The sequence below is a fragment of the Mesorhizobium sp. XAP4 genome, from assembly GCF_029269325.1.
GTDB lineage: Bacteria > Pseudomonadota > Alphaproteobacteria > Rhizobiales > Rhizobiaceae > Mesorhizobium > Mesorhizobium ciceri.
In genome coordinates this window covers 1026535-1039164 of the sequence record NZ_JARIXW010000001.1, presented here as the reverse complement: position 1 = coordinate 1039164, position 12630 = coordinate 1026535, and the positions used below count along the sequence as shown (strand labels likewise).

Sequence of the window (12630 nt, the reverse complement as noted above, 5' to 3'; positions counted from 1 at the left end):
TGTTTGCGACATTGGCAAAAAGCCGAGCGACCAGACGGCAGAATGCTTCACATCGGGCGCCTGGGGCGGTTCGCTTTTCGGTGGGCTAACTCAGGCGAAGGCCCAGATGTCTTCGGCCTGGAAGCCGACCTGATAGCCTGATGTCTTCAGCTTGACCACGACCTGGCCGATCTCGGCGGCCGGCAGCGCGCCAACCTCGACCTTGATCATGCCGGGGCGGTAGCGCTTGAGGTCGAGCTGTTCGAAGACGATCCAGTCGGCGCCCTCGCAATCGACGAGGAAGGCATCGATATGGATGATGCCGTTGCGGTCGAGCAGCGTCTGCAAGGTCTCGGATGGCACCTCGATGTCCCTGAGGTGCGGGGCGAACTTGTTGAAGTTGGCGTCGGCCTCGCCCCAGGCATTCTTGCCCGACATCAGATTGGTGTCGGTGACCGACGAACAGCCGATGAATTCGATGGGCAGCGTGCCGGACTCGAGCGCGGCGGCATCGAAGGTGTGGACGGTGATCGTCCCCTTGGCCTTTGTCACCGCCACCGGCTCGATGATGAACCGGCCGGTGTCGGGATAATTGGCGCGCAGCCGTTTCTGATTGTACGGGATCGGCTCGACCAGCATCGCGCGTGCGCCAGCTATGCGGTGCAGCCACGGCGTCACATCGTCGAACAGCGCGCCGTCGCAGGCGCCGACATTGACCATCTGGAACGGCCGCCCTGCCCCACCAAACCGCGCCTTCAGCGCCGCCTTGGCCAGGAACTTCGTGCCGCGCAGCGATGGTCCGCGGTCGAGAACGCCACTGGGAAGACCGAGCGACAGGGCAACGCGCGCCAGGCTGGATAGCGAACTCATGACTTGTCTCCAGGAATGATTTGCATGGCAGCGCGATTCTGACCGCGAGCCGCGGCCGCCCACAACGCCATGAGCGGCGTCGCCAGCAGCAGGAATGGCGGGATCAGATGCGGAAAATAGATGCGCGTGTCGTGGATCGGGAAGACGGTGAACTTCGCCAGCGCGCCGAGCACCAGTGCCGCAAACAGGATGCCGGCGCGGCGATCGAGGCGGAAGCCGGCGCAGGAGGCGGCAAACCAGCCGGCCAGTGCCAGCACCGACACCCCGACCCAGCTGTTCAGGCTGACGGCACGCAGCAGCGAGGTGGCAAATGCCCTGAGATAGGCAACGATGGAGAATGGCGGCTCGAACCCGTCCATATTGTAATGCTGCTCTATGCTGGAGAACCACAGATGCGGCCACCAGCCGGGATGATGCGCCCAGTGCGAGATGGCAAAATAGGCAACGAGGGAAGCGGCAAAGCCGGCCAGCGCGCCCCACGATTTCTGCCGGAAGGCGACCAGCAGCACGGTAAAAACAGCAAGGAAAACGATGTTGTCCGGGCGCACCATGAAGGCGAGGAAGAGCAGGATCGCGGTCGCCATCTCGCGCCCGCGGACATAGGCATAGAGCCCGCCGAGCAGCAGCGCTGACGTGAGCAGATCCGGCGTCGAAGCGCGCGCCGCATCGCCGAAATCGGCCATGATCAGCACCGCGCCGACCACAGGCGCCAAGGCCAGTGCCCCCTCGGAGCGCAGCCACATCAGGGCGATCGCGCCGAACAGCAGAACCGAGACCACTGAGACCAGGCGCATCGCCTCGACCGGCGACATCACCGCGCTCATCGTCGACAGGACCTCGGCGTAGAGGAACTTGATCCGGTACATGCCGAGCAGCGAATGGAAATCGGCGGCATTCTCCGCCATGTGGCTGCGGAAGCCGCCACCATCGTCGGTCAGCGCCTTGTAGTCGCCTGCGGACACGCCCGATTTGACAGTGTTGTAGGCATAGTCATGCAGCGCCTGTGCATCGGGATAGGTGCCTTCCTCTGATATAGCGAGATAGGGCAGCATGTCCCAGTTGGCGTCGGGCATCACCCATGCCGTGAACGCTGTAAAAAGGATGTAGAGCGCGAAGGCCGCAGCGCCGATCGGTGCCGCCAGCCGCGCATAAGTCCCCTCGCCCCACGCCAGGCCGGCTCCGGTGAGCCGGTCGAGTGGGTTTTGTGGAGCGGGCGACTTGGTCAGCATCGTTGTACCCAGCGAACTCGCTTAACGAACCTGGCTTTTGACGAAATCCTTCACGATCGACACGATGCCGCGCGACAGCAGGCTGTCGAAGGCATCGACGAAGCGGTCGACATGCTCGCGCTGGCAGATCAACGGCGGCTCCAGCCGGATGACGTTTCGGTTGTACTCGGTGAAGGCGACCAGCACGTCGTAGTCGCGCAGCAGCAGCGCGCCGACGAAGCCCGACAGCGAGCCCTTCAGCTTGTCGTCGAGCACGCTGACGATCGGCCGCAGCACCATCGGCAAGGTCTGCGAGAAGTCGTGGAACTCCAGGCCGACCATAAACCCCTTGCCGCGCACATCCTTGATGATCTTGGGGTACTTTTCCCTGAGCGCCTGCAGGCGCTGCAGCAAATAGTCGCCGGTGACGGCGGCATTGTCGATCAGGCCCTCGTCGTAGAGCACGTTGAGCCCTTCGATCGAGGTGACGCAGGCCTCGCCCATTCCGCCGAAGGTCGCCATGGCATGGATCATCGCCGTTTTCGGCGTGCCATAGGCCTTCATGTAGACCTCGCGCCGCGCAATCATCGCGCCGACCGCCGCCTTGCCGGCGCCGAGCGACTTGGCCAGCGCCGTCACATCGGGAACGACGCCGTAATGTTCGAAGGCGTAGAAGCGGCCCGAACGGCCGTAGCCGCACTGAACTTCGTCGGCGACCCACAGCACGCCATACTGGTCGCACAACGCGCGCAGCTTCTGCCAGTACTCGGCAGGCGCCTGGATGATGCCGCCGCCGCCCTGGATGGTTTCCAGCACGATGACGCCGACCTCCGGGTCGGAACGGAACAGGCGCTCGACCGCCTCGATGTCGGCAAACGGGATGCGGACCGTGTTTTCGGCCACCTTGAAGTCGGCGCGGTAGAGCTGGCCGTCGGTGATGCCGAGCACGCCCTTGGTCTTGCCATGGAAGGAATTCTCGGCATAGACGACCTTCGGCCGCTTCGGACCGGCGGCGCGCTCGGCGAGCTTAACCGCCGCTTCCATCGCTTCCGAGCCGGACGAACCCAGAAACACCATGTCGAGATCGCCGGGCGAGCATTTGGCGATGTTGTGCGCAAGTGCCGCCGCATATTGCGACATGAAGGCGATGGCGATTTCCTGGCGCTTCTCCTCCTGGAATTTCTTGCGTGCTTCCAGGATGCGCGGATGGTTGTGGCCAAAGGCCAGCGAACCGAAGCCGCCGAAGAAGTCGAGGATCTTGCGGCCGTTCTGGTCGATGTAGAACATGCCTTCGGCACGCTCGATCTTGATCTTGTGGAAGCCGAGCAGCTTCATGAAGTGCAGCTGGCCGGGGTTGAGATGCGCCTTGAACAGGTCGGTCATCTCTGCGACGTCCATCGCCTTGGCCTGCTCGACACTGATCAGGTCGGGCTTGGCGATGGTGGCGGGCGACAGCGCCGGCGCACTGACCATGGTGCGCGCATTCGTCTGTTCGGGCTTGGCCATGACGGTCATTTCAATCTCCTGTCTGCACGCACGACCGCAATCGTGCGCAACGAAAGCTGTTTTGCGAGCCGCTATTCGGCGGGCACATGTGTGGTGGCGACCGCGAGACCGGCTTTCTTGGCGCGGTACTCGCTATAGGCGGCGATCAGCATGTCCTCGTCGCGATATTGCGGCGCCCAGCCGAGCTGACGCCCGGCCTTGGACACGTCGAGCACGCATTCCTCGTCGGCGATCAGATACTGTTCCGGGTCCATGATCGGCATGTTCATCAGGTCGAGCAGGTCCAGCGTGCGCTTGACTGCCCAGCCCGGTGTCGGGATCAGGATCGATTTCGAGCCGGCATGCCTGATCAGATCGCCGAGCAGCTTCTTGACCGGCGGTGGATTGAGTGAACCCAGATTATAGGCCTCGTTTGGCACGCCGGCCTTCCAGGCCGCGCGGGCGGCTTCGGCGCAGTCGAACACCGAGATGAACTGATAAGGGTTCCTGCCCGAACCGATCATCGGCACCGGAAAATTCCAGTCGATCAGCTTGAACAGTTTTTCGAGAATGCCGAGCCGGCCGGGACCGATGATCAGGCGCGGGCGAAACAGCGAGATCGACATGCCGCGCTTGCGCCACTCGGCCGCCAGCTCCTCGGTCTTCTGCTTCGACCAGCCATATTCGCCCAGCGGCGCCACCGGGTGCTCCTCGGTCATAGGCTGCGTGACCGTGTGGCCGTAGATCATGTCGGTCGTGTAGTGGACGAGTTTTGACGCACCGGCTCCGTCCATGGCTTGCATGATGTGCTCGGTGCCATGGAAATTTACAGGGAAGAAGAAGTCATGCCGCTTGGCGCGCACCTGGATCGGCGACAGCATCTTGGCCGACAAATTGTAGACCATGTCGTCGGCCTTCAGCCCAATCGCGGCGACCGAGGCCGGATCGGTGACGTCGCATTGGATAAAGCGGACGCTGCGGTAATGCGGCAGGTCGCTCTTGACGATGTCGGCGACGACAACCTCTTCACCATCGGCCACAAGCTTCGGGGCAAGATGGCGGCCGACGAAACCGTCACCGCCGAAAATTATATGTCTCATCGAAGGATCTCGTTTGCTTGGATCTTGTCGGGCGTGATGGAAGCGGCCTGGTCCTCATGCCCTTGCCCACCCAAATCCCGGCCACTTTGCGCGATCAGCACCGTGCCGACGCAGATGAAGGCGATGCCGGCGATCCGCCAGCCATTGAGGTCCTCGCGGAAGACGAAATAAGCGAAGATGGCGACGGCAACATAGGCGAGGCTGAGGAACGGATAAGCGAAGGAGAGCTCGACCTTGGACAGCACATAGAGGTGCGAGGCCATCGAGATGACGAAGGTACACAGGCCAAGGAACACCCAGGGGCTGAAGACGATCTGCAGCAGCTTGACGAGCGGATTGACGCCCTCGAACGAGATCGGTCCGAGCGACATCATGCCTTGCTTCAGCATCAGCTGCGCCGCGGCATTGGTCATGACTGTAAAGAGAATGAAGACGATGTATTTCATGAGTTCCAAGCCACCCCTTCACACTTCCTACTACAAACCCGCAAACATTTGGTGAAGTCCCAACATTGTTTTGAGTGAATCGCGCTATCAACCATCTGTTAACCAATAATTATTCGGATTTTATCTATTCGGCTGCCTCGACCGAGCCTCGCCGCACATCCAATTTCTTCGCAGTGCGCGCCCAGAAGTCGGACATGAAGGCGTGGTCGCGGAGCGCTTCCAGCCGCTGCCATTCGGGAAAGGACGAAGCGAAGATTTCGGCCCCCATGCGGGCGTCCTTGTACGGATTGACCGCGCCGCCGGCCTCGACCGTGATGCGGTCGAGCTCCCGCAGCAGTGTCAGCGTCGCGGCGCCCCTGTTGGGGAAATCCAGTGTCAGCGTGTAGCCGGGACGCGGAAACGACAGCAGCGCCGGCGAGCGGATGGAGCCGAAGCGTTTCAGCACCGTGAGGAACGAGCCCTGCCCGGCTTGCCTTGCAGCCGCCAGCAATGCCGGCACGGCCTCGCGCGCCGTCTGTTCCGGCACCACGCTCTGGTGCTGGAACAGCCCTTTCGGCCCATAAAGCCGGTTCCAATCGCGCACGCCGTCGAGCGGGAAGAAGAAGCCCTGGTAGCCGGCCTGGCGCGGCACCGTTGCCCGGCTCTTCCTCCACCTGTAGGCAGCGTTGAAGGCGGTCAGGAACGGCCGGTTGAGCACGTTGAACGGCGGCTGGACCGGCACCGAGAAATTGCCGCCGGCGCGCGAAGCGGCATGCGAGCCGTGCTCGGCGTGATTGCCAGTGAGCAGCAGGCCGCGACCGCTGTTGCGACCGCCGGCAAGCTGGTCGATCCAGGCGACCGCATATTCGTTGGCCTGATCGGCCGCCGCGGCCAGGTCGAAGAATTCGCAGAGGTCACGAAACGGCGTCGCCCTTTCGACGATGTCGAGGGAATGCACCCGCATCAGCCGGATCGAGGCCGACAGAATGAGGCCGGTCAGCCCCATGCCGCCGATCGTCGCCGCAAACAGCCGCGCATTGTCTGTCGCCAAGCAGCGATGGGTCCTTCCATCGGACCTGAGCAGCGTGAAGCTCTCGACATGGCAGCCGAAGGTGCCGCGCCGGTGATGGTTCTTGCCATGCACGTCATTGGCGATGGCCCCGCCGAGCGTGACGAATTGCGTGCCTGGCACAACGGCGGGGAAGAAGCCGTAGGGGGCAGCGTGGGCGATGATGTCGGACAACAGCACGCCGGCATCCGCCTTGAGAACACCGGTTTCGGCGTTGAAGGCGTGGATCCGGTTCAGCGATCGCATGTCGACGACCGCTCCGGCTCCGTTCTGGCAGGAATCGCCGTAAGAACGGCCATTGCCATAGGCAAGCAGCGACGCCGGCTTGGCCTGACCGCCCTTCAGCAGCGCGATCGCCTCGTCGGCACCGATGGCGCGTGGCGCCGGCGGTGTGGCAAGACCAAAGCTCGGGAACCGCTGCGTGGCCATGCCTACCAGCCCCCGATGACCAGCATCACCGCACCGATCAGCACCACGATCTGGCTGCGCCAGTCGCGGATGATGAAGACGACCGGATCGTCATGCATCTCGTTGCGGCGCGCCAGGATCCAGACGCGCATGGTGAGATAAAGCACGATCGGCGCCAGCGGCCAGATCAGCCATGGATGCGGATAGAGTTCCCGCACCGCGACACTGTCCATGTAGAGCGCCAGCACCAGCGCCGAGGAGAAGGCCGAGGCCATGCCGGCCTGGGCGACGATCTCCTGGTCTTCGGTGCGATAGCCGCGACCGGCAATGCGCTCGCCGGGGGGAATGGCGGTGGTGCGCAGTTCGACGAAGCGCTTCACCAGCGCCAGCGACAGGAAGAAGAAGATGGAGAAGGCCAGCAGCCAGAACGAGACGTCGACGCCGGTCGCCGCCGCACCGGCCAGGACGCGGATCGTGTAGAGGCCGGCGAGCGTCAGCACATCGACCAGCAGCATGCGTTTGAACGACAGCGAATAGGCGGTGGTGACGACCATGTAGCCGCCGAGCACAGCCATGAATTCGGGCGACAGGAACAGCCCGGTGCCGATGCCGATCGCCAGAAGCACCGCGATCGCGCCAAGTCCGAACGGGATCGACAGCGCACCGCTGGCGAACGGCCTGTTGCGCTTGGTAAGGTGTTTGCGGTCGAGCGCGAGGTCGAAGAAATCATTGAGGATGTAGATGGCCGATGCCACCGCGCTGAACGAGACGAATGCCAGCAGGCATTCCCAGATCATGTCGGTGTTGAAATATTCATGCGAGAGCACCATCGGCACTGCGATCAGCGAATTCTTCAGCCACTGATGCACGCGCAGCATCTTGACGATGGTCCGCAAAGTCGGCTTCGGCGCCGGCACCGTCTCGGCGCCATGTGCCGCCTGCCAGCGCGCGGCATGGCGGTCGGGCGCGACGACGATCGCGTTGCGTGCGGCATCGAAGACCTGGAGGTCATGGCGGCTGTTGCCGGCGTAGTCGAAACCGCCATCGCCATAGGCTGCGATCAGCGAGGCGCGCTTCCTGCCCGAGGTGAGATTGGCGAGACCATCGGTGGCCAGCACCTGGTCGAAAATGCCGAGATGGGCCGCGATGGCGTCGGCGAACTTGCGCGGCGTACCGGTCGCCAGCACGATCTTGCGGCCCTCGGCGTGCTCGGTCCGGAGGCGGCAAAGCAGCACCTCGCGATAGGGCAGCGATGCCGGATCGATGTCGATGCGCTGCGCGATCGCCTGCTTCAGCCGCGCCGGCCCGCCGGCGATCCAGAACGGTACGAGGAAGATATAGAGCGGGTTCTTCTTGAGAAGGATGAACAGCCCTTCCCACAACAGGTCGGTTGCGATCAGCGTGCCGTCGAGATCGACCGCAAGCGGTATTGCGTTCCTGTCCGATCGCGCATCCATGTCCGTCCTGCCCTGCCCGCGTAGAGTTGCGCGCCGCTTTTCGGCGTCTTGAGGCTGGTATAGCGGGCGATGGCGTAGCGAACGTTAAAACGCACGGTTGCAGGCGGCTGCCATGGCGGTATTTCCGGTGTCATTGTTAAACAACCGCTACCGGAAACGATAAAAGGCCGGGCAAATGCCCGGCCTCTACAATCGTGACGCCAAGATTACTTGATGCGGGCGACACCGCCCGAGATCTCGACGGTTTCCGAACCGGTCAGGGCTTCGAGATCGCCATTGGGCAAGGTGACGAAGCAGCCGTTCGGGCAGAACTCAACCGTTTCGCCACCGGCCAGCGCAAGGTCGGTCTTGCTGCCGCCCTCCGTTACGACCAGCGTGCGGGTCTCGGCGTCCTTGTTGACCGCGCTCGCGGCATGGACCGAGCCGATGGCGGCGACCAGGGCGACTGCAGCGACGAGAGACTTCCACATGGTGCAATATCGGTGTTCCCACCGCCTCTGTTGCATTGGCAAGGCATTTTCGCCTTTGCATGGAGCTTATATGAGATGGAAGCTGAACCGCAACTGAATGCCCCATTCATGCCGCAATCGATTCCGGGCAGGATTGAGGTCGACGGAGTCCGAGCCTAGTCCGGGTCCGGCTTCTTGGTTTTGCGAGACTTGACCAGTCGCTTCTTCTCCGCCTCGGCTTCGGCCCTTATCTGCTCCTGTTCGGCGAAGTCGGCCTCGATCTTGTCGTCGTCCGTCGGCCAGGCCTTGGGCTTGTGGGCCTCGACCACGGCGCGCGGCGTCGAGGGGATCTCGATGTGTTCGCTGCTGAATTTTTCGAGGACGGCAAAACGGATGTCGTTCTGCGCGATGTTGCCGTTCATCACGTCGGCCAGGAACACGCGGATTTCGAATTCCAGGGCGGCAGGGCCGAAATTGGAAAACAGCACGAAGGGTTCGGGGTTCTTCAGCACCATCGGGTGGCTGCGGGCGATCTCCAGCAGGACGGCATGAACCTGCTTGACGTCGCTGCCATAGGCGACGCCGACCTTGATGTCGACGCGGCCGAGCTTGTTGCGGTGCGTCCAGTTGCCGACGGCGTTGTTGATCAGGTTCGAATTGGGCAGGATCACCGATTGCCGCTGGAAGGTTTCGATCTCGGTGGCGCGCACGCTGATCTTCTTGACCGTGCCGCTGACGTCGCCGGCAACGATCCAGTCGCCCACCTTGAACGGCCGCTCGGCCAGAAGGATCAGGCCGGAAACGAAATTGGACACCACGTTCTGCAGGCCAAAGCCGATACCGAGGGAAAGAGCGCCGGCGACCAGTGCCAGGCTGGACAGGTCGATGCCCGCCGCCGAGATGCCGACCAGTGCCGCCAGCGCGACGCCGGCATAGCCGACCGCCAGCCTGATCGAGTTGCGCACGCCGGTATCGACCTTGCCACGCGCCATGACCGAGCCGTCGAGCCAGCCTTGGAACCACCGCGTCAGGAAATAGCCTATGACGAAGACGACGATGCCGGAGAGGATGCCGGTGACCGAGATCGTCACCGAGCCGATGTTGATCCCGGTTGCGAGCTTGTAGGCCCAAGCCTGGATATCGCCGGGCTGGAAACCCCACATCAGCAGGATCAGCGGCAGGAACACCAGCACGATCATCACATTGATGGCAACGCTGACGACAAGGCCGAGCTGGTCGAGGGCCGTATCCTCGTAGCTGGAATTGGCCGACAGCCAGCGCCCGACGGAGGTGTTGGCGAAAGCACCCTCCTCGCCGATCGCCTGCGCCGACAGGAAGCCGATATAGGCGGTGATCAGCGCGGTGCCGGTAACGACGACCTGCAACGAAACGAACAGAGCAAGGCCGATATAGCCGAGCAAGGCGGCTATGATGGTGAATAGGCCAAGGCCCAACGACAAGTAGCGCAGCCATGCCGGCCAGGGCCGCCAGCTTCCGTCACGCGCCTTGAACGGCCTCAGCATCGCCATCAGGATCAGGATGATGCCGACGATGATGGTGGCGACAAAACTGCGGGCGATGGTCAGCGACAGCGGCGAACCCATCTTGTCGTTGATCACCGACAGGAAGGTGTTGACGCTGATGACCACGGCCATGGCGGTGGCCAGGCGCACCAGCCAGCGCGCCGGCCCGGTTTCGACCGGGATCAGGCGCCAGTTCGGCAGCCGCGGTTCCAGCGCCGCATTGGTCAGCCGGTTGACGCAGAACACCACGCCGATGACGGTCGCCAGCGCGTTGAGGAAGAGCCCAATGTCGCCGCGCAACACATTGTAATAATTGAAAAAGAAAATCGTCGATCCAAGAAAGGCGGCAACCGCCAGCGTCGGCAGCAAGGTCGACCAGAAGGCCACCGAAAGGCGGCTGAGATAGGATGGGTCCTCATTGGTGGGGTCGGCTTCGAACACCCGCCCGAACAGGCGCCTGCCGCCGACCAGCAGCACCAGCGCCAGCCCGAGCGCCACGAAGGTTGCCGCCAGGATCGCCTGGAACTTGAACTTGAAGGCAAAGCTCAACCAGGACGACACCGCCTTGTAGAGATTGCCGAACTCGTCGCGGGCGTCGGAAAACACCTGCGGGCTGAGCGCATCCGACAGCACGTAGCGCTTGGTCAAAAGATTGCGGAACAGCTCGCTGCGCATATTGCCGATCTTGTCGATCAGCCCGCTGATGCGGATCGACAGGTTCTGTGCGCTGGCAACGACCGCGTTGATCTCGGCCTTTTCCGATGCAAGCGCCTGACGCTCGCCCGTCACGATGTCGGGCTCCTGCGGCTGGCCCGCCGCCGGTGGAGGACCCAGCACCTCGATGCGATTGTTGATCTCGGTGAGCCGCGAGCGGAATACCAGCGCACTGGTGAGTGCCGCCCGCGACAGATCCTCCAGCTGCAGACGGATCTCCACGAGTGAGGCATCGTCCTCACCGTCCTGCTGTATCTTCTTCTCGAGATCGTCCGTCTTGGCCGTTAGATCCTGGATGACCTTTTGCTGATCGGCGACCAAACCGGCCGAGCCCTGGCCGAGCGCTTGCGCCATCGCCTCAAACGAAAGCGGCGCCGAAACGACCAGCGTGAGTACCAGGATGAGACGAAGCAATCGGAAAAGCATGATTTGTTGGCGACTCATCGGCGGCAAAGGCAATTTGAAAGCCTGTCCTTGATAAAGACGGCCCTATCATGGGGCAAGCCGTCGTATCGCGAGCCCATCCGATCATTGGCCCCAACCGATCACTCACGCCGAGTGATCCCATCCCGGGCGTCGGCCAGTCGAAAGGCGATGGCGCAATATTGGCTTTGCGGATGCGGCCTGCTCTATAGTCTGCCGCATCGCCCGAACCGGATGACATCAATGGCAGAGTACTCGGCCTTTTCGCTGCTCGCGAACGCGCTCAAGGGAAACAAGGATTGGAAGCCGGCATGGCGCAAGCCTGACCCGAAGGCGTCCTATGACGTCATCATCATCGGTGGCGGCGGTCATGGGCTGGCGACCGCCTATTATCTTGCCAAGGAACACGGCATCACCAATGTCGCCGTTGTGGAAAAGGGCTGGCTCGGTTCCGGCAATGTCGGCCGCAACACCACGGCCGTGCGCTCGAATTATCTGCTGCCTGCCAACACCCGCTTCTACGAACACTCGATGAAGCTGTGGGAGAACCTGTCGCACGAGCTCAACTACAATGTCATGTTCTCGCAGCGCGGCTGCCTGAACCTGGCGCACACGCCGGCCCAGTTCGACGACTATGCAAGGCGCGGCAACGCCATGCGCCATCTCGGCGTCGATGCCGAACTGATGACGAAGGCTGAGATCAAACGCCTGATTCCGGCGCTCGATATCTCCGACAGCGCTCGCTTCCCGGTGGTCGGCGGCCTGATGCAGCGCCGCGCAGGCACCGCCCGCCACGATGCGGTGGCCTGGGGCTATGCGCGCGGCGCCGACCGGCGCGGCGTCGACATCATCGAAAATTGCGAGGTCACCGGCTTCCTGCGCGACGGCGACCGCATATCCGGCGTCACCACTTCGCGCGGCGACATCCGCGCCAGGAAGGTGGCCGTGGCGGTCGCCGGCAGCACCGGACGCGTCATGCAGATGGCCGGCATCGAGACGATGCCGATCGAGAGCCATGTGCTGCAGGCCTTCGTCACGGAATCGCTGAAGCCCTTCATCGACACGGTCGTCACCTTCGGCATGGGCCATTTCTACATGTCGCAGTCGGACAAGGGCGGCCTCATCTATGGCGGCGACATCGACGGCTACAACAGCTACGCCCAGCGCGGCAATCTGCCTGTCGTCGACGAGGTGATGAGTGAAATGCTGGCGTTGTTTCCGGGACTCGCGCGCGTGCGCATGCTGCGCTCCTGGGGCGGTGTTTGCGATATGTCGATGGACGGCTCGCCGATCATCACCGCCGGCCCCCTGCCCGGCATGTATCTCAACTGCGGCTGGTGCTATGGCGGCTTCAAGGCGACGCCGGCTTCCGGCTGGTGCTTCGCCTGGACCATCGCCAAGGACCAGCCGCACGACCTCAACGCGCCCTTCACGCTCGACCGCTTCCACCGCGGACTGCTGATCGACGACAAGGGCCAGGGTGCAAACCCGCGGCTGCATTAGGCAATAGGTAGAGTCCA

Annotated in this window: 10 protein-coding genes; 1 reads left to right on the top strand and 9 read right to left on the bottom strand. The window is 62.9% G+C overall.

Annotated features, from left to right (window positions below):
* Positions 1-90 precede the first annotated feature (90 nt).
* The 9 genes from P3C39_RS05170 to P3C39_RS05130 all read right to left on the bottom strand — a co-directional run bounded on the left by P3C39_RS05170 (position 91) and on the right by P3C39_RS05130 (position 11113).
* Complete coding sequence (locus P3C39_RS05170; RefSeq protein ID WP_024501322.1) at positions 91-849, bottom strand: FkbM family methyltransferase; 759 nt, start codon at positions 847-849, stop codon at positions 91-93.
* A complete protein-coding gene (locus tag P3C39_RS05165) occupies positions 846-2078 on the bottom strand; it encodes a hypothetical protein (RefSeq protein ID WP_275952811.1) in 1233 nt (410 codons plus the stop codon). Before P3C39_RS05165 ends, P3C39_RS05170 begins: the two co-directional genes overlap by 4 nt.
* Positions 2079-2099: 21 nt before the next feature.
* Entirely contained in the window at positions 2100-3530 is a 1431-nt protein-coding gene (locus P3C39_RS05160; RefSeq protein WP_224674913.1) for an aspartate aminotransferase family protein, read from the bottom strand.
* 104 nt (positions 3531-3634) lie between these two features.
* Entirely contained in the window at positions 3635-4642 is a 1008-nt protein-coding gene (locus P3C39_RS05155) for an NAD(P)-dependent oxidoreductase (protein ID WP_275952810.1), read from the bottom strand.
* Positions 4639-5088 carry an EamA family transporter gene (locus P3C39_RS05150; RefSeq protein WP_127369135.1) on the bottom strand — a complete coding sequence of 150 codons (450 nt, stop codon included), beginning with the start codon at positions 5086-5088 and terminating at the stop codon, positions 4639-4641. The genes P3C39_RS05155 and P3C39_RS05150 overlap by 4 nt, the downstream gene beginning before the upstream one ends.
* 124 nt (positions 5089-5212) lie before the next feature.
* Entirely contained in the window at positions 5213-6565 is a 1353-nt protein-coding gene (locus P3C39_RS05145) for an FAD-binding oxidoreductase (protein WP_275952809.1), read from the bottom strand.
* 2 nt (positions 6566-6567) lie between these two features.
* Positions 6568-8001, bottom strand: coding sequence for a UbiA family prenyltransferase (locus tag P3C39_RS05140; protein ID WP_013531146.1), 1434 nt, complete (start codon positions 7999-8001; stop codon positions 6568-6570).
* A gap of 206 nt (positions 8002-8207) precedes the next feature.
* Entirely contained in the window at positions 8208-8471 is a 264-nt protein-coding gene (locus P3C39_RS05135; RefSeq protein WP_023812335.1) for a hypothetical protein, read from the bottom strand.
* A gap of 155 nt (positions 8472-8626) precedes the next feature.
* On the bottom strand, positions 8627-11113 hold the full coding sequence (locus P3C39_RS05130; RefSeq protein ID WP_275952808.1) for a mechanosensitive ion channel family protein: 2487 nt from the start codon (positions 11111-11113) through the stop codon (positions 8627-8629).
* 240 nt (positions 11114-11353) lie between these two features.
* Between P3C39_RS05130 and P3C39_RS05125 the strand changes: the two genes are divergently transcribed.
* Positions 11354-12613: a sarcosine oxidase subunit beta gene (locus P3C39_RS05125; protein WP_275952807.1), complete on the top strand. Its 1260-nt coding sequence runs from the start codon at positions 11354-11356 to the stop codon at positions 12611-12613.
* The last annotated feature ends 17 nt before the right edge of the window (positions 12614-12630 follow it).

What these genes read in the sequence shown, in the direction of transcription:
- P3C39_RS05170 (WP_024501322.1), bottom strand. Translation starts at nt 849, where the DNA reads ATGAGTTCGCTATCCAGCCTGGCGCGCGTTGCCCTGTCGCTCGGTCTT.
- P3C39_RS05165 (WP_275952811.1), bottom strand. Translation starts at nt 2,078, where the DNA reads ATGCTGACCAAGTCGCCCGCTCCACAAAACCCACTCGACCGGCTCACC.
- P3C39_RS05160 (WP_224674913.1), bottom strand. Translation starts at nt 3,530, where the DNA reads ATGGTCAGTGCGCCGGCGCTGTCGCCCGCCACCATCGCCAAGCCCGAC.
- P3C39_RS05155 (WP_275952810.1), bottom strand. Translation starts at nt 4,642, where the DNA reads ATGAGACATATAATTTTCGGCGGTGACGGTTTCGTCGGCCGCCATCTT.
- P3C39_RS05150 (WP_127369135.1), bottom strand. Translation starts at nt 5,088, where the DNA reads ATGAAATACATCGTCTTCATTCTCTTTACAGTCATGACCAATGCCGCG.
- P3C39_RS05145 (WP_275952809.1), bottom strand. Translation starts at nt 6,565, where the DNA reads ATGGCCACGCAGCGGTTCCCGAGCTTTGGTCTTGCCACACCGCCGGCG.
- P3C39_RS05140 (WP_013531146.1), bottom strand. Translation starts at nt 8,001, where the DNA reads ATGGATGCGCGATCGGACAGGAACGCAATACCGCTTGCGGTCGATCTC.
- P3C39_RS05135 (WP_023812335.1), bottom strand. Translation starts at nt 8,471, where the DNA reads ATGTGGAAGTCTCTCGTCGCTGCAGTCGCCCTGGTCGCCGCCATCGGC.
- P3C39_RS05130 (WP_275952808.1), bottom strand. Translation starts at nt 11,113, where the DNA reads ATGCTTTTCCGATTGCTTCGTCTCATCCTGGTACTCACGCTGGTCGTT.
- P3C39_RS05125 (WP_275952807.1), top strand. Translation starts at nt 11,354, where the DNA reads ATGGCAGAGTACTCGGCCTTTTCGCTGCTCGCGAACGCGCTCAAGGGA.